Origin of the sequence: Acinetobacter brisouioides (genome assembly GCF_004331075.1) — a bacterium.
In the GTDB taxonomy this organism is placed as follows: Bacteria; Pseudomonadota; Gammaproteobacteria; order Pseudomonadales; family Moraxellaceae; genus Acinetobacter.
The window spans coordinates 64,866-85,068 of record NZ_SJNX01000004.1 but is presented as its reverse complement, the minus strand read 5'-3'; the positions used below and the strand labels follow the sequence as shown (position 1 = coordinate 85,068).

Sequence of the window (20,203 nt, the reverse complement as noted above, 5' to 3'; positions counted from 1 at the left end):
GGGAAAAATGTTAACTCAAGAGCACATTTTGGCTCAGTTACGTGAGTGGATGGAAGATCTGTTTGAGATCGAGCCTGAAAAAATTCAAATGAACTCGAATCTGTATTCGGATCTCGATGTCGACAGCATTGATGCAGTTGATTTGATTGTCAAAATCAAGCAATTGACAGGCAAGCAGGTCAAACCTGAAGACTTTAAAAATGTACGTACCATCGAAGATGTTGTGTTAGTCATTCAAAATATGTCAAAAGAATGTCCAAGCTGTTAAAAGTGGCGACCGCCATTGTATTGGTGGCGTATCCGTTTTTGGTGGGCTGGAGTTTATCTCATGGGAAACTGTGGGAGATTAGTCTGTTGCTACTTGTGGTCGGGGTTATTCGTTATTTTAGTGCCCGACAAAGTCCACTGTTGCCACTGACCTATTTAGCCATGCTCTGTGGTGGTTTAAGTTTGCTGCTGCGCAATCAGGCATGGCTCAAGCTGTATCCCGTTGCTATGAGTCTGGCGGCACTGTCTATTTTTGCGCTGACACTTTGGCGTCCACCTTCCATGATTGAACGTTTTGCCCGTGTCTTTGAACCTGATTTACCTGAGTCGGGTGTACGTTGGACACGTCAGGTTACCAAAGTCTGGTGTAGTTTCTTCCTGATCAATGCATTGACCGCTCTATGGACAGTATATTTTGCCCCGATGCAGGTTTGGGTATTATATAACGGTTTAATTTCTTATTTGCTCATGGGCGTTTTGCTCACTACTGAGTTTATTTTGCGTAAGCGCCAACAACGACTACACCAACCATGAATCTTTGTCATTTTAATGATTATTTAACCGCAGATGCCACACTGTGTTTTGATACACAATTACAAACACTGAGTTTTGCCGAATTTTGGCAAGATGTTGCCAGTCAGTCACAGGCGATTCAGCAATTGCCTGAGTCCAGTTTTGCTTTATGGCAGCAAGACAGTTATGAGTTTCTGGTGCTGTTTTTTGCGGTGTTGTTGGCACATAAACGTTTAATTTTACCGCCAAATCAGGTGCAGCAGCTGCAGCAGCAATTGGCAGAGCAAGGTATTGCTTTTATTCAACGCCAGCGTATTTTAACTGTTGAGCCAGTTCAGCCTTTGTCCGATACGCTGATCAATGACAGCGAAATTGTGTTTTTTACCTCAGGTTCAACAGGTACACCGAAACAGATTGTACGTTCGTTACAACAATTACTTTGTGAAGTTCAGGGATTGGCACAAAGTTTTAGCTTACCTGAATCTGCAGTAGCGATTGCCACGGTCAGCCATCAGCATATTTACGGTTTGCTGTTTAAGGTGCTGTTACCTCTCGCCACGGGACGTAGTTTCTATCGGGAGCAACTGATTTACCCTGAATATGTTGTGCAATTGCAACAGCGTTTTGCCGAAATTAGCTACCTAAATTATGTGATTTCGAGTCCTGCACTGCTCAAGCGCTGGCCGAGTGATGTGCTGCTCGTACATTGTGCTGCGCTATATTCTTCAGGAGGAAAACTTGAAGATGGTGTGCGTGCGGGGGTGAATGTACCAATCATCGAAATTTTTGGTAGTTCTGAAACGGGCGGTATTGCCCACCGTGCAGCCGATCAAGCGGTGTGGCAACCCTTTGCCGATGTCGAAGTGTGTCGTGATGAACAGCAGCAGTTGTGGATGCGTAGCCCACATGCTTGTGATGCAGACTGGGTGGCAACAGGAGATCGAGTTGAGCTACTTGAACCGAACAATCTACAGAGTGCATTTCATTTGTTAGGGCGGATGGATCGTATTGTAAAACTTGAAGAAAAACGCCTGAGCCTTGATGAAATTGAAAGTAAAATTCTGCAACTAGAGGCGATTAGCCAGTGTCATGTTTTACTGATCGAGCGTGAGCAGCGCCAGCTTCTCGTCTGTGTGGCAGTCCTCAATGATGCAGCACGGCAACAGCTACAACAGCAGAGTAAACACCCGTTTGTGACTCAATTAAAACAACAATTGCAGCCTTTACTGGAGCGGATTGCTATTCCCCGACAGTGGCGTTTTTTGAGTCAGTTACCTGTCAATAGTCAGTCAAAATTGAATAAGCTCGACCTGATCAAGCTGTTTCAAGAAGCGAGTCAGCCAGTGATTTTGTCACGACAACAGCAGGATGAGCAGCACATTTTACAGTTAGAGTTTTCTCCTGAACTGGCATGTTTCAAGGGGCATTTCCCCAATTTTCCGATTTACCCTGGCGTGGGGCAGATTGCATTTTTACAACATATCGCCCGCGAACTTTGGGCAGACTTGCGCTGGTGTCAGGGTTTTGAACAATTAAAGTTTCAAGATCTGATTCGCCCGTATCAAGTGTTGCAGCTTAGGTTGAGTCGTAAGCAGCATAAAGTCAGTTTTGAGTTAAAGCTTGCAGACAAAAATATTGCTTCAGGGCGGTTGTTGTTTGCGGTTGAGGAGAATGCAACGTCATGAGCTATCGCGCTGCCTTGATGATTCCTGTGTATAACCATCCGCATCATCTTGCTGCTTTGGTTGAGTATCTGAGCCAGTTTGCCTTGCCGATAGTACTGGTCAATGATGGCAGTAATGCTGAAACCTCACAGATTTTACGCGACTTGGCTGCACAATATAGTGATGTCGTGCTGGTTGAGCATGCGAAAAATATGGGAAAAGGGCAGGCGGTCATGACAGGATTACGTTGTGCAGCCGAACTGGGTTGTAGCCATGCCTTGCAGCTTGATGCCGATGGTCAGCACCACTGGCAGGATGTTGCCAAGTTTCTGGCAGTGTCTGAGCAGCATCCTGAAGCGATGGTGATTGGTCAGCCGATTTTTGATGAAAGTGTCCCGAAAAAACGGTTGTACGGACGTTATGCCTCGCATATTTGGGTGTGGATTAACAGCCTGTCTTTTGAAATTCATGACAGCATGTGCGGTTTTCGAGTTTATCCGTTAGCAGCCACACTGGCGATTATGGATCAGGTACAGTTGCCTGCACGCATGGGGTTTGACAGTGAGATTCTGGTGCGTCTGAGCTGGGCTGGTGTGCATTTTGAAAATGTGGCGACTCCTGTGATTTACCCTGAACAGGGCATTTCGCATTTTCGGCTATGGGAAGATAACTGGGAACTGACAAAAATGCATTCGCGCCTGTTCGCAGGGATGTTGTGTCGGTTACCGAGCTTAGTTCCGCAACGTTTGAAAGGTCGGGATTAATGTCTGATTCACGACCACCTGCATGGAATGAAATCAAGGAAAAAGGTGGTGTGCTGCCTTTGTTGTTGGTGCTTTGGCTGTATCGCCTGTTCGGGCGCTGGCTGATTCAGGCGTTATTGTATGTAGTGGTAATGTGGTACTGGCTGCTTTCACCGAGTGCGCGTCGGGCTTCACTGGACTATTTGCAAAAGTTACATCGCTTTGCTGAGCAACAATCACCGTTTCAACAGATGCCAACTTGGCGGCACAGCTATCGGCATTTTATTGCCTTTGCAGAAGCCATTGTGGACAAAATGCAGGGCTGGCTCGGTGAAATTTCCGAGCAGCGCTTACAGATTTATGGGCATGAACATTTGCGCTGTCACTATGGGCAGGGCTTGATTATTTTGGTGTCACACTTTGGCAATATCGAATTACTGCGCGCGCTGAAATCCGAACATCAGCAGAAAATCAATGTACTAGTCTATCAGAAGCATGCCGACAAGTTTAATGCCTTCCTGCGGAAAATCAGCTCCAAGTCCAATGTCTCGCTGATTTCGGTGGATGAACTGGGCATGGAAACCACCATGATTTTGCAGGACAAGCTCGATGCAGGTGAGTGGGTGATGATTGCTGCTGACCGCGTGCCGATTCATTCACAGCGCATACAGATTTTGAGTTTTTTAGGTCAGGATGCACCGTGGTCACAAGGCGCATGGATTTTAGCCAACTTGCTGAAAGTTCCTGTGATTGCCAGTTTTTGTTATCGCGTACAGCATAATTTTGAAGTGCATTTCCATCCGATTGCCCAAAGCGTCGACTTACCGCGTAAAGCACGTTTGCCACAGATGGCAGTTGTAACACGCAAGTATGTGGATTTGTTGGAGTGGCATTGCATACGTGCGCCGTATCAATGGTTTAATTTTTATCAGTTTTGGAATATTAAAAAATGACAACGCTTATTGTTGGTGAACAACCATTAAGCATCGAACAGGTGGTGCAGGTTGCACAGCAGCAGATGGCTGTGGCTTTACCCAGCTCAAAAGAATGGCGTGAATTGATTCAACGAGGGGCTGATTTTCTCGATCAACTGCTCGATGAAGATGGCGTGATTTATGGCGTCACCACAGGTTATGGTGATTCCTGTCTGGTGGAAATTCCCAAACATCAGGTACATGAATTGCCGCTACAGCTTTCGCGTTTTCATGGCTGCGGTATGGGAGATAATCTCGACGTAGTCACTGCGCGCGCAGTGTTGTTAGTCCGTTTATGTTCTCTGGCGCGCGGTTATTCGGGTGTTTCGCTGGCGCTACTGGAGCGCTTGGTGTGGATGCTGAATGAAAATATTGTGCCTGTGATTCCATCGGAAGGTTCAGTCGGCGCGAGTGGTGATCTAACCCCGTTGTCTTATATTGCAGGGGCATTGGTCGGTGAACGTGATGTTTACTGGCAAGGGCAGATTGTTCCGATGCAGCAAGTCTATCAGCATTATCAGATGGAGCCGCTGTGTCTACGCCCGAAAGAAGGTCTGGCACTGATGAATGGTACAGCAGTAATGACTGCAATTGCCTGTTTGAACTATAAAAAAGCTGAACAAACTGCCTATGCCGCAACCCTGATTACCGCGCTCAATGTCTTGGCGCTGGAAGGTAATCCAAGTCATTTCGATGAAGTGCTGTTTGCGCAGAAGCCACATGTCGGGCAGCAGAAGATTGCCCGTATTTTGCGTCAGGTGTTGAATTCAGAGGCACAAACCGAGCGACAAAGCCCACGTTTGCAAGACCGCTATTCGCTGCGCTGTGCGCCGCATGTGATTGGGGTATTTGAAGATTCTAAAGTCTGGCTACGTCAGTTTATTGAAAATGAACTGAACTCGAGCAATGACAACCCGCTGATTGATCCTGTGAACTTACGTGTGCTGCATGGCGGGCATTTTTATGGCGGACATATTGCCCAAGCCATGGACAGCCTGAAACTGATGGTCGCCAATATTGCCGATTTGCTCGATCGTCAGATGGCGCAGTTGGTCGATCATAAGATGAATCATGGTTTGCCGCGCAACTTGACAGGTGCAGAAGCCGAGCGTTTGCCGCTAAATCATGGTTTTAAAGCGGTACAAATCGGGGTGTCGGCATGGACAGCCGAAGCCTTGAAGCAAACCTTACCTGCATCCATTTTCTCGCGTTCAACCGAATGTCATAACCAGGACAAAGTCAGCATGGGCACGATTGCTGCCCGTGATGCAACCCGTGTGTTGGTCTTGACTGAACAAGTGGTGGCGGCGCTGTGCTGTGCGAGTGTGCAGGCGATTCATTTACGTGGGTTGACCGAGCAACTCAGTCCCGTATTGCAGCAATTTGTTGCGTGGACGTTGCAGAGCTTTACCCTCGTAAAAGAAGACCGACCATTACAATGCGATTTGCAACAGATTGTTGATCGTTTCGAGCAGTTACAGTTGTTGAATAGTACATGGTTCAACCAAGTGGAGAATGCAGATGTACGCTGAGGTGAGCATTGATGTCCCGTTTCATGATGTGGACAGCATGAATGTGGTGTGGCATGGGCATTATTTGAAATATTTTGAAATTGCCCGTTGTCACTTGCTGGATCAGTTCGGCTACAACTATCTGCAAATGCAGGAATCGGGTTATTTGTGGCCCGTGATCGAAAGCCATGTGCGCTATGTTTACGGGATTCAGTTTCAGCAGAAAATTCGGGTACGTGCCATTTTAAAAGAATGGGAAAACCGCCTGAAAATTGATTATCTGGTGTTTGATGCTGAAACAGGTAAACGTCTGACCAAAGGTTATACCACGCAGGTTGCGGTCAATGCGCAGACCCGTGAACTGTGCTTACAATCTCCACAAGTGTTGTTTGATCGCTTAAATGCATGGTCGGATTTTCAGCCGACAGGAGCAACAAAATGAAATTCAACACCCGTGTGATGTTCTGTGCTGGCATGTTCATGGCTGTCAGCAGTCAAGCCGTATTTGCCGCACCGATCAATGAAGTCCGTGACATTTTCCAGCAAGTGTCTGCAACGCCAGTGGTACATGCGCATTTTGAACAGCAAAAGCAACTGGCTTCGCTGAATAAAACCTATGTCTCGAAAGGCAACGTGGTGTTTAGCAAGCAGCAGGGTGTACTTTGGCAAATGCAAACTCCTGTACAGGCTGATCTGGTGGTAACCCCACAAAAACTGGTACAGAAGACCCAACGTACCATGAGCCAGATCAATGTACAGCAGTCACCGTATGGTTCGGTGGCGACCCTGTTTTTACAGTTGATGGCAGGTGATGAAAAAGCCTTGGCCAGCAATTTTAATATAGTCAGTGCCACACATAACAATCAGGCTTGGGCAGTAACGTTAACGCCAAAAAGCAGTTTGTTCAAAAAACTGTTTAATCAGGTCAATGTGCAAGGCGGACGTTATGTGAATCAGATCGTGATTCAGGAAAAAGACCGTAATATCACACAAATCCATTTTAGTCAGCAGACTAGCCAACCTCAAAATCTAACAGCCCAAGAACATGCGTTATTCCAATTGGCAAAATAAAGCCACCGCCATTTGGCTGACCATTTTACTGTGCTGTGCTGTGAGTATGGGTTGGCTTTGGCTGAAAAAAGACATTCATATTCAAACCAATATTTTTGCGTTATTGCCGAAGTTTAGCCAGCAGGCAGATTTGGCAGACACGCAGCAATATATGAATCAGCAACTCAATAACAAGCTGTTTGTGGTACTGGATGCTAAAAATAGTCAGGCACTGGATCAGGCAACGCAGCGCTTGCAGCAGCAAGTGGCGCAGAGTGGTTTGATTCAGCCACTACGACCACAGTTTGACAGTGAACAGTTTGGCAAGCTGCTGTTTCAGCATCGCGCAGGCTTGCTGACGTCACAAGACCGGCAGTTGCTCCAGCAAAAAGACTATGCGGCATTGTCAGAGCAAAGTTTACTGCAACTGATGAGCCCAGGCATGCCTGTCACTGCACAACTGTTACAGCATGATCCGTTATTGTTGTTTCCTCGTTATGTGATGGGGTTGGCGCAGCACAATAGCCAAAATATTCAGCTTGAGCAGGGTTTTGCCACTTTGCACGATGTGAGTAAGGTCTCGCGCCTGTTGGTTCTTGAGCTGAAAGACAGTCCATATAACATTGATTATCAGGAAAAAGTCTCGAAGTGGATTGACCAGGTTAAACCACAGCTACAGGCACAGCAGGTCACCAGTCACTGGACGGGAACCTTAATCTTTGCCAGTTTCGGAACGCAGTCGGCACAACAGGAAATTTCGACCATTGGGCTAGGCTCAAGTCTGGGGCTGATTTTCTTGGTGTGGTTTGGTTTCCGTTCGCTGCGCCCAATGCTGACTGAATTTATTGCGGTCAGTAGCGGTAGCTTGGTGGCACTTGCTGTAACCCACACTTGGTTTGGTGAAATTCATCTGATTACGCTGGTGTTTGGCGCGAGTCTGATCGGGGTCTGTGTCGATTTTTCATTTTATTTTATGGCGTTGCAGTCACAGCATCGACAGTTCAAAGGCTTTCAGATTCTGATGCCATTGTTGCCGAGTCTGTTTATGGGCTTGATGACCACCGTGGTGGCGTATCTGGTACTGAGCTTTACCCCATTTCCAGGTTTTCGCCAAATTGCGGTATTTTCAGTTGTGGGCTTAATATCGGCATGGATCACCAGTATTTTACTGTTACCACGTTTGCCACCACTGAATGCTGAACCTGCGATTCGGCGCTTGCACTGGATTGGGCAGGCACGCGAATATTTTCAGGCGAAGACGACTTTACGTTATGTCAGTGTTATTGCCATTTTGCTTGTGGCTGGTTTGAGCGTACTGCGTTTGCAAAGCAATGATGATATTCGCAATCTGCAAAGTATGGATGCTCAGCTGAAGCAGGAAGATCAATACATTCGCCAGCGTTTTTCGCAGCAGCAAGCAACGGATTATTTTGTAATTCATGCATCATCGACAGATCAGTTAGAACAGCGTGAACAGCAACTGATTCAACAACTGCAACAGTTACAGAGTCAGGGCAAGCTACAAGGTTTTCAGGCACTGGGTCAATGGCTGCCATCACAAGCCGAACAGCAGCAAAATCGTCAGTTATTAGCCAACATTCCTGTGTCAGCATTGACCGCCTATGCTCAAGCATTAGATTTGCCTGTCGCAGAAGTTTTGACATGGCAAAAACAATTATCACAACAGCCATTGTTGACCATTCAGGATCTTCGTCAGCATCCACTGTATTTCTTGCAGCCAAATTCCAAACAGCGTTTGATGTTGTTACAAGGGATTCATGATGTCGCTGCATTAAAGCAGCTGCAAACTGCCAATGTGCAGTTACAGCAGCCGATTACCACCTTATCCAATATGTTCCGTGATTATCGCGTGCAGGCGCAGTGGTTACTATTACTTGCCCTGATTGGTTTGGTGGTCGGTCTAGGAGTCATTTATGGGCTGCATTCGGTGTTGCCATTGGTGTTGCCTGTGATTATGGCATTGCTCAGCACCTTTGCGGTTCAAGCATGGCTTGGCGTGGAAATTAATGTGTTTAGCATTATGGGCACGTTCCTGATTATCGGGATCGGGGTGGACTATGCGATTTTCTATCGGCATGGGCACGATCATCCCAAAGTGGTCAGCATGGCATTATTTTTGTGTATGTTGTCGACCTTACTCGGTTTTGGCTTGCTGTCCTTTAGTCATACTTATGCCATTCATTGTTTTGGTCTGACCGTACTGCTTGGGGTGATTTTCTCTTTTCTTTACGCGACATTATTTACCATGGCTGATCCCAAGTATCAGATGATTCGCACACTAAAAACACAAACGGAGTCAGATGTAAAATGACCGAATTACAATTACAGCACACTGATGTTTTGATTATTGGGGCAGGCCCATCGGGCAGTTCGGCAGCAGCATTACTGCGTCAAAAGGGTCATCAGGTGGTGATTTTGGAACGTCAGTATTTTCCACGTTTCTCGATTGGCGAATCATTATTGCCACAAAGTATGGTGTTTTTAGAAGAAGCAGGTTTGCTCGAGACTGTACGTGAGCATGTGGATGAATTTGCTTTTCAATATAAAAATGGCGCGAGTTTTTTGCGTGGCAAGCAGCACAGTTTTTATGATTTTCGCGAGAAATTTACCTCAGGGCCAGGCACAACTTGGCAGGTACGCCGTGCACCGTTTGATCAGCTCCTGGCGAATCAGGCGCAAAGCTATGGTGCAGACATTCGTTATGGGCATGAAGTGATTGCTGTGGATGTTGACGCTGAGCAGCCTGTACTGACAGTACGCGATGAAGCTGAAAATGTCTATCAGATTCAAGGCAAATTTTTACTGGATGCCAGTGGTTTTGGGCGCATCTTGCCAAAATTTTTAGATTTGGAAAGCCCGTCCGATTTTCCCGTACGCCGTGCGGTATTTACTCATATTGAAGATGGGATTCTGGATGATCCTGAGTTTGATCGGGAAAAAATCCTGATTACCGTGCATGAAAAAGATCATCGTGCATGGTACTGGCTGATTCCGTTTGCTGACGGGCGTTCTTCTTTTGGTGTGGTGGCAGAGCAAAGTTTTTTTGACCATTATGGTTATACATGTACAGATACGCCTGAAGCCTTGGAAGTTCTGTTTAAACGTATTTTACAAGACGATCCTGCACTGTCACATGTGCTGCGCCGAGCCCAGTTTGATACTCCAGTGCGGACGCTGGTGGGGTATTCTGCGAATGTAAAACATTTGGCGCAGAAAAATTATGCCTTGCTGGGCAATGCGGGCGAGTTTTTAGATCCTGTTTTTTCATCGGGGGTGACCATTGCACTTAAGTCATCCAGTTTGGCTGTGCCATTGGTGGAACGGGTGTTACAAGGACAAGCGGTGGACTGGTTAGCAGAGTACGAGCAACCGTTACGTCAGGGTATTCAAGTGTTCCGTGCCTATGTCGAGTCATGGTATAGCGGTGAATTTCAGGAGGTGGTTTTTAGCTCAGATCAGCATGTTAAACTGCGTGAAATGGTGTCATCACTTTTGGCAGGCTATGCGTGGGATATCAGCAACCCGATTCATAAAAATGCCAAGCGCCGTCTGAGCATGATTGCTGAATATTGCCGTGAAGGCTTGCCTCAGGAACAGCTTTTAGGAGGCTAATATGCATAGATACGGACGGATTGCACTGCTAGGTCTTGTATTGAGCCTGAGTGCCTGCCAATCGTTTTATCCTAAAGCGCCTGCTTTGGCAGCGCCACAGTGGCAAGCGCAGCAGTACCAACGCCAAGATCAGGTTGAAGTGCAGTGGAAACAGCAAAGTTTTAGCTTTCTGTTGTATCAGCAGCAGCAGGGCAAAAACCTGTCGATGCTGGGTTTGAGCCTGACAGGACAGGTGTTGTTTAAACTGCAATTTGACGGACAAAAGGTCAGGGTGGAACAGCGCATTGAGCAAATGCGCTTGTTACCATTTGACTTTGTGGTACGTGATATTTTGTTTGCAACTTATCCCAAGTTTGCAGAAGCAGGGCAACCACAGGTCGAAGTGAAACAGCAGGGCGATACCCAGCAGATCGAGATTGCCAAGCAGCATGTACTGACCATTCAAAAGCAGGCACAGAGTATTCAACTGGACAATTTGCATGTACCGTACACCATTGTGTTTAGCCCGATGGATGATGCTTTACAGGTAGGGAATTAATGTCAGTGCAGATTCAACATTTAGCAGCAGTGGGCATTCAATGTAGTGCCAGTTTATCGGCTTTAGGTGTCGGTGCACATGACGTGCGCCAAGCCTTGACCCAACGTGAAAGTTGCCTGAGTACTCGCGAAGATTTGCTGCTCGCGCAAAGCTGTCTGGTGGGTGCTTATACAGGCGAGGTATTTCAGCAGGATTTACCTGATGTGTTACAGGTTTTGGACTCACGTAATTTACGTTTGGCGATTACGGCATTACAGAAAATTGAAGCACAGGTGCATGCCTATACCGCACAGTTTCCCCGTCAGCGTTTGGCGGTGATTGTCGGCACATCGACTTCGGGCATTGCCGATAATGAACATGTCCTACAGCAGCATTTTGTAGGTCAGGCGCATGCGCCGATTTTCTACCAGAAACAGGAAATGAATAGCCTCGCGCAGGGCTTGAAACAGTATTTAAACTGGGAAGGCATCGCCTATAGCATCTCCACCGCTTGTTCATCTAGCGCTAAAGCCTTTGCCGCAGGGCAGCGTTTACTCAATGCCGATCTCGCTGATGCGGTGTTGGTCGGCGGTGTGGATACCTTGTGTCAGCTTACCTTAAATGGTTTTAACAGTCTGGAAAGTTTGTCGAGTAGTATTTGCCGCCCATGCGGGGTAGATCGTGATGGTATTAATATCGGTGAAGCCGCCAGTTTATTTTTGCTCAGCAAAGACGCTGCCCCTGTGATGCTGGTGGGTACAGGTGAGTCGATGGATGCGTGGCATATTTCTGCACCACATCCTGAAGGGCGCGGTGCACAGCAAGCCATGCAACAAGCTTTGGCTGCCGCAGGTTTACAGCCATCCGACATTGATTATTTAAATTTGCATGGTACGGCAACTCCACAAAATGATGCGATGGAAATTAAAGCCGTGCGTCAGGTGTTTGGCTCACATCCAGTATATTTGAGCAGCACCAAACATCAAACTGGGCATTGTCTGGGGGCGGTAGGTGCGCTTGAAGCCTTTATTTGCCAGCAAGTTCTGCTCGATCAGTCTTGGTTACCACTGCATCAGGCAGGGCAGATTGACCCTGGACTGACAGATCAGAACTATGTGCAGCAACCTGAGCATAACCAGCGCGTGGATTATGCCATGAGTAATTCCTTTGCCTTTGGCGGCAGTAACATTAGTCTAATTTTTGCAAGGCAGCAGACATGATTCAGGATGCAACGGCGTTTATTCCCCATCAGGCACCCATGGTGTTTGTCGATACCGTCAGCGAGTTTGGCGAAGACTATGCTGTAACACAACTGACCATTCGTCCTGAACTGATGTTTTGTGAAGCGGAAGGTTTGCCAAGCTGGGCTGCCATTGAAATCATGGCGCAAACCGTGAGTGTCTTTGCTGGTCGGCATGGACAACAGGGCGGTGAAGCGCCAAAAATTGGTTATTTACTCGGTACACGCAAAATGCAGTTGCCTGTATCACATTTTGCACTTGGGTCGATCTTGACCATTCGGGCACAACAATCATATCTGCATGAAGGTTTGGGACAGTTTCAATGTGAACTGCATTATGAGCAGCATTGTATTTCTGCTGTACTTAGTGTTTACCAGCCACATGAACCACCACAATTAGGAAAATAAGCGTCATGAACAGACGAATTTTGGTCACGGGTTCTAACCGTGGCATTGGGCGTGCCATTGCACTACAGTTAGCTGCCGCAGGCTTTGATGTCACTGTACATGCCCGTTCACGCATGCAAGATGCCGAAGCGGTTGTCAGTCAGATTCAGGCTTTAGGACGGAGCAGTCATGCGTTACAGTTCGATGTAAATGACCGTGAAGTGGTACGCCAATGTCTGGAACAGGACATTGAACAACACGGTGCATTTTATGGGGTAATCCTCAATGCAGGTCTAACCCACGATGGCGCATTTCCAGCCTTAACCGACAATGACTGGGACGAAGTGATTTCAACCTCACTGGACGGTTTTTATAACGTGGTCAAACCACTGATCATGCCGATGATTCACCTGAGAAAAGGTGGGCGTATCGTCACTATGTCATCCGTATCAGGCATTATGGGCAATCGTGGACAGGTCAATTACAGTGCGGCAAAAGCAGGGCTGATTGGGGCAACCAAAGCACTGGCAATGGAACTGGCAAAACGCAAAATCACAGTGAACTGTGTTGCGCCAGGGTTGATTGAAACTGAAATGGTCACGGATGAAGTCAAAGAACATGCCTTAAAAATGATTCCAATGCAGCGTATGGGGCAGGTCGATGAAGTGGCAAGTGTGGTGAAATTCCTATGTTCAGATGATGCCGCGTATATCACCCGTCAGGTGATCTCGGTCAATGGAGGTCTGATCTGATGAAACGGGTTGTGGTCACAGGCATGTCAGGCATTACCTCACTGGGGCAAACAGCCGATGAGATTTTTGCCAAATTTGCTCAAGGTCAAAGTGGTGTGCGCTATATGCAGGAATGGGATCAATATGCCGATTTACGTACTCGTTTGGGTGCACCAGTCGATCATTTTGATATTCCTAAGCATTTTAACCGTAAAGTGATGCGTGGCATGGGGCGTGTGGCACTGATGTCGGTGATTAGCGCCGAGCGTGCACTGGAAGATGCAGGCTTGCTGAATCATCCAATTTTAAGCAGTGGTGACACAGGGGTTGCCTATGGTTCATCGGCAGGCAGTGTCGATGCGGTCTGCGAAATGGGTAAAATGATTCTGGACAATGATATGAGCCAGATGAATGCTACTACTTATATCCGCATGATGGCGCACACCAGTCTGGTCAACATGACCGTACATTTTGGCATTAAGGGTTTATCTCTACCAACTTCAAGCGCCTGTACTTCAGGCTCTATGTCGATTGGTCAGGCGTATGAAGCGATTAAATATGGCAAGCAAACTGTGATGCTGGCAGGTGGTGCAGAAGAACTCAGCGCACCAGGTGCAGGCGTATTTGATGTGCTGCTCGCCACCAGTGGCATGAATGAACATCCTGAACAGGCACCACGTCCTTTTGATGCTCAGCGTGATGGTCTGGTGATTGGTGAAGGTGCAGGTTGTCTGATTTTGGAAGAATTAGAACATGCTCAGGCACGTGGCGCGCAGATTTATGCCGAAATGATTGGCTATGCCAGCAACACCGATGGCACGCATGTGACCCGTCCCGATCAGGCAAGCATGGCGCGTTGTATACAAATGGCACTCAAAGATGCGAAGGTAAGCCCTGAACAGATTGATTATGTCAATGCACATGGCACAGCCACTGATCATGGCGATGTGGCAGAAACTCAAGCCACGGCACAGGTATTGGGATATAAACCGATTAGCTCGTTAAAAAGCTATTTTGGGCATACTTTGGGAGCGTGTGGCGCGATTGAAGCATGGTTGAGTATTGAAATGCTGTTGCGTCAGCAATTTATTCCGACTTTAAACCTTGATCAGCTTGACCCACTCTGTGGTGAATTAGATTATATTCGACAGCAGCCAAAACAAATGATGGCACAGACCATCATGACCAATAATTTTGCTTTTGGTGGGATTAATACCTCACTGATTTTTCAACGTTATTCATAAGGGTAACTCGCTATGATAAAAAAAATCGCATGCGTTACGGCGCTATTTATGGGGTTGGGTATGTCTGCTCATGCTGCCGATGATGTATATAATCTAAATTTTAATCAGGCAGTGCAAAGCGCAATAGCCGATGGCACACTTGATGGCTCAGTCAAATTCTACTTGATGGGCACACGTTCAGGCGGTCAGGTGCTGAAAAAAGGTGTAGTGACGAACAAAAAGACCAATGCTTTTATGAAGTCGGCAGAGGAATCGTGTGACTGGGTATTGCGTTCAGCTTTAATTCAGCTGCAAACCGCCGCAAAACAAAGTGGTGCCAATGCCGTGACCAATATTGTCAGTTACTACAAGTCTAATCAAACACGTAGCACGACTACTTATGAATGTCATAAAGGCACGGCTATGGCAGGGGTTGCTCTGAAAGGTGATCTTGCTAAATTCTAAAAATCTGAAAGGGGCAGTGACATGAAAATTGAAATTTATTTGCAATTGCTGTCCCAACTTGCCCCAGAACCGTCCGATACTTTTGTGAGTCGGGCTGCATTTAAGCAGTATCAGCAACAATTGATTTATGCCTATCGTGCGCAGATTTTGGCAAGGCAGCTTACTCTTGCTGAACAGGATTTGCAGTTTGACAGAACTGAGCATGGCAAACCATTTCTAAGTAATTATCCTGAACTGGCATTTAATCATAGTCATGGCCGTGAGCATTATGCTTTGGCACTGAGTCGGCATGTGCAAGATGTCGGTGTGGATATTGAGTCGTTACAGCGCAAGGTGCGTTTTCAGGCGTTGGCAGAACATGCCTTTCATCCTGAGGAATATCAGTACTGGCAAGTCACAGGACAAAGCCCTGAATACTGGTTTCAGGTCTGGACAGCCAAGGAAGCGATTTTAAAAGCCTGTGGTCTGGGTATCCGTTTGAGTTTAAATACCTTAAATACCCAAGCAGTGGCAGGGCAGCAACAGGGTAACTGTCAGCACTCTGAATTGGGGCAATTTGCCTATCGGCATATGATTTGGAATGATGCACTGTGTACCGTCGCATGGCGAGATCGGGAAGGCATAGTCCCTGATATTTGCTATATTCAGCCATAAAAAACAGCATCCGAAGATGCTGTTTTTTCTTTGAAGCGTAAATCTAAAACACTAAATTATTTGTGTTCATCTTCAAATTCAGGTTTCACTTGAACAATGAAGTCCTGACGGTTCAAACCACGCCACAAAGCATAGGCAGTTGCGATATAAATCGAAGAATATGTCCCTGCAAATACCCCAATAAACATGGCTACAGAGAACCAACGTAAACCTTCACCGCCCATAACCAGCATGGCAACGACAACCAGTAACAAGGTTACCGAGGTATGTACAGTACGGCGCAAAGTTTCTGTCAGTGCAATATCCACCACTTCGCGTGGCGATGCACCACGAATCTTACGGAAGTTCTCACGGATACGGTCAGACACCACAATGTTATCGTTGAGTGAGAAGCCAATTACCGCCAGTACCGCCGCCAAAGTGGTCAGGTCGAACGGCCATTGCATCAGTGCAAACACCCCTAAAATCACCAAGATATCGTGAAATAGAGACAGAATCGCACCGACTGCCAGTTTGAACTCAAAGCGAATGGTCACATAAATCAGCATCAGTACCAGTGCAAGTGCGACCGCACCCGCAGAGCGTACATACAGCTCATTCCCTACTTGACCACCGACAGAGTCGACTTTGTGCAGGGTTGCTGTGTTATTTGGCACTTGTACGGCTTTTGCCAAAGTATTGCTCAGGTCATCTACTTTGACTTTTTGCACAGGCATACGAATCAACAAATCCGTATTACTGCCGAGGGTTTGTACCACGGCATGTTCAAAACCTGCCGATTCAAGTGATTTCACCACCTGATCTTGGTCAACGGCTTTCTGATAGGTTACTTCCGCAGCAATACCGCCTGTAAAGTCTAAACCTAAGTTTAGACCACGAAAGGCAATAAAGAAGATACTGGCAATGGTAATTAAAATTGACGCGAAGGCAGCAGGTTTGCTGATCTTCATAAAGCCAATAATGCGTTCATTGTCAGGGCGACCGTATTGTTTTGATTTAGGTTGAGTCACATTGGTCATCATCGATCTCCTTAAATGCTCAACTTTTTCAAGTCACGGCTTTTGCCATAAATTAACTGCACAATGGCACGGGTCACAGTAATCGACGTGAACATTGAGCAGACAATACCGATCATATGCGTGACCGCAAAGCTTTTGATTGGGCCAGAACCGATGGCAAACAAAATGAATGCAACAATAAATGTGGTCAAGTTTGAGTCGAAAATGGTGTTATAGGCACGCTCATAACCCGCCACAATGGCTTGTTTGGGCGAAGCTCCCCATTTGATTTCTTCTCGAATCCGCTCACAGATCAAGACGTTGGCATCCACCGCCATACCAATGGTAATAATGATCCCGGCAATACCTGGAAGTGACAGCGATGCGCCAATCCAAGACATTACCGTAAGAATCATGGCAATGTTAATCACCAGTGCAAAGTTGGCAATCACACCAAAGACACGGAAGAACACCACCATCCAGATCGCAACCAGAATAAAACCGACTTCAGTCGATAGAATCCCTTTGTCGATATTTTCTTGACCAAGGCTTGGGCCCACCACACGCTCTTCAACAAAGTACATTGGCGCTGCAAGAGCACCTGCGCGTAGCATCAAGGCAAGCTCAGAAGCTTCCTGTGGTGAACTTAAACCCGTAATACGGAATTGTGAACCCAAAACTTGTTGTACTGTTGCTGCGTTAATCACTACAGATTCAGTATATGGTGTACGAACTTCGGTTTGTGCACCTGTTTTCGGATCTTTCACGTAAGCAATTTTTTGTTTATTTTCAATAAACAATACTGCCATACGTTTACCCACAGCACTGCGGGTTGCATCCGACATCAGTTTACCACCTGCACTGTCGAGGGTAATGTTCACCTCAGCACCGCCTGTGTCTTGGCTCAAACCAGAAGTCGCATTTTGAACTCGCTCACCAGTTAAGATACGGTTACGGTTAAGCAATAACTGACGACCACTGTCTAAAGACTGGTAAGCAAACAGTTCTGTACCTGGAGGTAATGGCTGACCATTATATTTACCTAAATACGGATCAATATATTGATCATTCTGGTCTGAGACCAAACGGAATTCCAAGTTAGCAGTACGACCCAAAACACGTTTCGCTTCAGCAGTATCCTGAACACCAGGCAATTCCACCACAATACGGTTATTGCCTTGGCTTTGAACAACGGCTTCTGCTACACCGAGTTCATTAATACGGTTACGTAACGTCGTTAAGTTCTGGTTGATTGCATAAGACTGGATTTCTTGTTTTTTCGCATCGCTATAGGTCAAGTTCAGTGTTGAACCTGTATCTGTTGCCAATGCTTGCAAGGTGTAGTCCGTGTTATTGCGACGCAAGAAACTAGTGGCTGCATCGCGGTCATCATTGTTGGCAAACTGAATGCTAATCACGTTGCTATTGATTGCAAGGTTATTAAATTTCAGTTTGTTATCATGAAGTTGACGTCGCAAATCAGTTGCCGAGGTTTCCATACGTTGAGATAACGCTTTGTCCATGTCCACTTCAAGCAGGAAGTGAACCCCACCACGCAAGTCCAGACCCAGTTTCATTGGCTTGGCGCCAATTTTTTGTAACCATGCTGGTGTGGTTGGTGCAAGGTTTAAGGCAACAACGTATTGGTCGCCAAGCGCCTGACGCAACACATCTTTGGCTTTTAACTGGGCATCTGAGTTTGAGACACGCAGCAAGGCAGCATTGTTGGTAAAGCTGTTGTCATGACTGGCAATATTTTGGCTTTTTAAAATTTGCTCTGCTTTTTGCAAGACCGACTGGTCAATGTTGGTACCAGCCTTCGCCCCTGAAATCTGAACCGCTGGTTCATCTGGGTATAAGCTTGGCAGTGCGTATAATGTACTGATAATCAAAACCACGATAATCAGCAAATATTTCCATGCAGGGTAACGCATTTGCTATCTTCTTAAAATGAGAAAGCCGTGCGATTGCACGACTTAAGGAGGAAATTAAAGACTATTTAGAGTGCCTTCTGGTAATACTGAAACGACACTTGCACGTTGAATCTTGATTTCATTGCCACGGCTAAGCTCAACAACAGCATAATCACCTTCGAGTTTGAGGATGCGTCCCATCAAACCACCCGCAAAAACCACTTCGCTACCTACACCTAGACTTTCAACCAGAGTGCGGTGTTCTTTGGCACGTTTAGATTGTGGACGCCAGATCAAGAAATAGAAAATCGCAACAAATACGATGATCATACCCACATTGGCAATCATGCTAGGTTGTTGTGCGGCGCCGTCTGCGGCATACGCTGTAGAAATAAACAGACTCATTTGTGTTTCCTAATAAAAATAAAATTTACTGACTTATTTGAGCAATTTACCTTGTCTTGCTCTCTAGCGCAAATATTGCGAATTAGTCGGCTGGGCAAGCTGGAACCTCTAAACCACGACGCTGATAGAAGTCTTCGACAAAGGCATCAAAAGTACCTGCATCGAGTGCATCTCGCATGGCTTGAGTCAAGCGTTGGTAATAGCGAAGGTTATGAATAGTACCCAACATTGATGCCAGCATTTCTCCGCATTTTTCTAAATGGAACAAATAAGCACGGGTAAAGTTTTGACAAGTATAACAGTCACAGTGCGGGTCAAGTGGGCTTTGGTCATGACGGTATTTACTGTTACGAATACGGACCAAACCATCAGTGACAAAATAATGCCCATTACGTGCATTACGGGTTGGCATGACGCAGTCAAACATATCGACACCACGGCGCACCGCCTCAACGATATCTTCAGGTTTACCGACACCCATTAAGTAACGTGGTTTATCTGCTGGCATTTTGTTTGGCAGATAATCCAGTACTTTAATCATTTCTTCTTTTGGTTCACCGACAGATAGACCACCAATGGCATAACCATCGAAATCAATCTCTAAAAGACCGTTTAAAGATTCATCGCGTAGGTCTTCGTACATGCCACCCTGAATAATACCGAATAAGGCATTTTTGTTGTTCAGTTCATCATGATGATGGGTTTTGCAACGCTTTGCCCAGCGCAGTGACAACTGAAGTGATTTTTGCGCTTCGTCATGTGTGGCAGGGTAAGGGGTACATTCATCAAAAATCATGACAATGTCGGAGTTTAAAGTGTGCTGAATTTCCATCGAAATTTCAGGCGATAAAAACACTTTTGAACCATCAATCGGTGAACGGAAGGTGACACCTTCTTCTTTAATTTTGCGCATTGCACCTAGACTAAACACCTGAAAACCGCCCGAGTCAGTCAGAATCGGTTTATTCCATTTAATAAAGTCATGTAAGCCACCGTGAGCTTTAATCACTTCTAGGCCTGGGCGTAAATACAAATGAAAGGTGTTGCCTAAAATAATTTGGGCTTGAATTTCTTCAATGTCACGCGGCAACATGCCTTTGACTGTGCCGTAAGTACCCACAGGCATAAACACAGGTGTCTCAACAACACCGTGTTCCAAGTTTAAACGGCCACGACGGGCGCGACCCGACTGAGTTAACTTCTCAAACTTCATATAACATCCAAATCAAGGCGAAAAAACAGTTCGCTGATTGTTCAAGCTAAAAGAGGGCTATTCTCCCTGATTCTGTATATAAACGCCAGTTTTGTGATGTAT

General features: G+C 46.3%; 21 protein-coding genes. 17 read left to right on the top strand and 4 right to left on the bottom strand.

What is annotated here, in order from left to right:
- Positions 1-7: 7 nt before the first annotated feature.
- The 17 genes from E0H77_RS06780 to E0H77_RS06700 are packed head-to-tail and all read left to right on the top strand — an operon-like array spanning position 8 to position 15,572.
- Positions 8-268, top strand: coding sequence for an acyl carrier protein (locus E0H77_RS06780; protein WP_004902222.1), 261 nt, complete (start codon positions 8-10; stop codon positions 266-268).
- The gene (locus E0H77_RS06775; RefSeq protein WP_131376134.1) at positions 253-801 is read left to right on the top strand and encodes a COG4648 family protein; all 549 of its coding nucleotides are present in this window, start codon (positions 253-255) and stop codon (positions 799-801) included. The genes E0H77_RS06780 and E0H77_RS06775 overlap by 16 nt, the downstream gene beginning before the upstream one ends.
- Positions 798-2,465: an ApeI family dehydratase gene (locus E0H77_RS06770; protein ID WP_131376131.1), complete on the top strand. Its 1,668-nt coding sequence runs from the start codon at positions 798-800 to the stop codon at positions 2,463-2,465. The genes E0H77_RS06775 and E0H77_RS06770 overlap by 4 nt, the downstream gene beginning before the upstream one ends.
- Positions 2,462-3,208 carry a glycosyltransferase family 2 protein gene (locus E0H77_RS06765; protein WP_131376128.1) on the top strand — a complete coding sequence of 249 codons (747 nt, stop codon included), beginning with the start codon at positions 2,462-2,464 and terminating at the stop codon, positions 3,206-3,208. The genes E0H77_RS06770 and E0H77_RS06765 overlap by 4 nt, the downstream gene beginning before the upstream one ends.
- On the top strand, positions 3,208-4,140 hold the full coding sequence (locus E0H77_RS06760) for a lysophospholipid acyltransferase family protein (protein ID WP_131376125.1): 933 nt from the start codon (positions 3,208-3,210) through the stop codon (positions 4,138-4,140). Before E0H77_RS06765 ends, E0H77_RS06760 begins: the two co-directional genes overlap by 1 nt.
- Positions 4,137-5,693: an HAL/PAL/TAL family ammonia-lyase gene (locus E0H77_RS06755; protein ID WP_131376121.1), complete on the top strand. Its 1,557-nt coding sequence runs from the start codon at positions 4,137-4,139 to the stop codon at positions 5,691-5,693. The genes E0H77_RS06760 and E0H77_RS06755 overlap by 4 nt, the downstream gene beginning before the upstream one ends.
- The gene (locus E0H77_RS06750; protein WP_131376118.1) at positions 5,683-6,114 is read left to right on the top strand and encodes an acyl-CoA thioesterase; all 432 of its coding nucleotides are present in this window, start codon (positions 5,683-5,685) and stop codon (positions 6,112-6,114) included. The genes E0H77_RS06755 and E0H77_RS06750 overlap by 11 nt, the downstream gene beginning before the upstream one ends.
- Positions 6,111-6,743, top strand: a complete 633-nt coding sequence (locus tag E0H77_RS06745; RefSeq protein ID WP_131376115.1) for a LolA family protein — start codon at positions 6,111-6,113, stop codon at positions 6,741-6,743. The genes E0H77_RS06750 and E0H77_RS06745 overlap by 4 nt, the downstream gene beginning before the upstream one ends.
- Positions 6,718-9,054 carry an MMPL family transporter gene (locus E0H77_RS06740; protein WP_131376112.1) on the top strand — a complete coding sequence of 779 codons (2,337 nt, stop codon included), beginning with the start codon at positions 6,718-6,720 and terminating at the stop codon, positions 9,052-9,054. The genes E0H77_RS06745 and E0H77_RS06740 overlap by 26 nt, the downstream gene beginning before the upstream one ends.
- On the top strand, positions 9,051-10,355 hold the full coding sequence (locus E0H77_RS06735) for an NAD(P)/FAD-dependent oxidoreductase (protein ID WP_131376109.1): 1,305 nt from the start codon (positions 9,051-9,053) through the stop codon (positions 10,353-10,355). Before E0H77_RS06740 ends, E0H77_RS06735 begins: the two co-directional genes overlap by 4 nt.
- A gap of 1 nt (position 10,356) precedes the next feature.
- Positions 10,357-10,893: a DUF3261 domain-containing protein gene (locus E0H77_RS06730; RefSeq protein ID WP_131376106.1), complete on the top strand. Its 537-nt coding sequence runs from the start codon at positions 10,357-10,359 to the stop codon at positions 10,891-10,893.
- A complete protein-coding gene (locus E0H77_RS06725) occupies positions 10,893-12,092 on the top strand; it encodes a beta-ketoacyl-ACP synthase (RefSeq protein WP_131376104.1) in 1,200 nt (399 codons plus the stop codon). The genes E0H77_RS06730 and E0H77_RS06725 overlap by 1 nt, the downstream gene beginning before the upstream one ends.
- On the top strand, positions 12,089-12,520 hold the full coding sequence (locus tag E0H77_RS06720; protein WP_131376101.1) for a hotdog family protein: 432 nt from the start codon (positions 12,089-12,091) through the stop codon (positions 12,518-12,520). The genes E0H77_RS06725 and E0H77_RS06720 overlap by 4 nt, the downstream gene beginning before the upstream one ends.
- Positions 12,521-12,525: 5 nt before the next feature.
- Positions 12,526-13,251: a 3-ketoacyl-ACP reductase FabG2 gene (locus tag E0H77_RS06715; RefSeq protein WP_131376098.1), complete on the top strand. Its 726-nt coding sequence runs from the start codon at positions 12,526-12,528 to the stop codon at positions 13,249-13,251.
- A complete protein-coding gene (locus tag E0H77_RS06710; RefSeq protein ID WP_131376096.1) occupies positions 13,251-14,474 on the top strand; it encodes a beta-ketoacyl-ACP synthase in 1,224 nt (407 codons plus the stop codon). Before E0H77_RS06715 ends, E0H77_RS06710 begins: the two co-directional genes overlap by 1 nt.
- Before the next feature lie 12 nt (positions 14,475-14,486).
- The gene (locus tag E0H77_RS06705; protein WP_131376093.1) at positions 14,487-14,918 is read left to right on the top strand and encodes an excinuclease; all 432 of its coding nucleotides are present in this window, start codon (positions 14,487-14,489) and stop codon (positions 14,916-14,918) included.
- A gap of 21 nt (positions 14,919-14,939) precedes the next feature.
- Positions 14,940-15,572, top strand: a complete 633-nt coding sequence (locus E0H77_RS06700) for a 4'-phosphopantetheinyl transferase family protein (protein ID WP_131376090.1) — start codon at positions 14,940-14,942, stop codon at positions 15,570-15,572.
- 56 nt (positions 15,573-15,628) lie between these two features.
- Here the strand turns inward: E0H77_RS06700 and secF are convergent, their stop codons facing one another.
- From secF to tgt, 4 genes are all read right to left on the bottom strand, one after another.
- The gene (gene secF, locus E0H77_RS06695) at positions 15,629-16,594 is read right to left on the bottom strand and encodes a protein translocase subunit SecF (protein WP_131313646.1); all 966 of its coding nucleotides are present in this window, start codon (positions 16,592-16,594) and stop codon (positions 15,629-15,631) included.
- A gap of 8 nt (positions 16,595-16,602) precedes the next feature.
- On the bottom strand, positions 16,603-18,504 hold the full coding sequence (gene secD / locus E0H77_RS06690) for a protein translocase subunit SecD (RefSeq protein WP_131376087.1): 1,902 nt from the start codon (positions 18,502-18,504) through the stop codon (positions 16,603-16,605).
- A gap of 54 nt (positions 18,505-18,558) precedes the next feature.
- Entirely contained in the window at positions 18,559-18,888 is a 330-nt protein-coding gene (yajC, locus tag E0H77_RS06685) for a preprotein translocase subunit YajC (protein WP_131313644.1), read from the bottom strand.
- Between the two features lie 82 nt (positions 18,889-18,970).
- The gene (tgt, locus tag E0H77_RS06680; protein ID WP_131376085.1) at positions 18,971-20,101 is read right to left on the bottom strand and encodes a tRNA guanosine(34) transglycosylase Tgt; all 1,131 of its coding nucleotides are present in this window, start codon (positions 20,099-20,101) and stop codon (positions 18,971-18,973) included.
- Positions 20,102-20,203 lie beyond the last annotated feature (102 nt).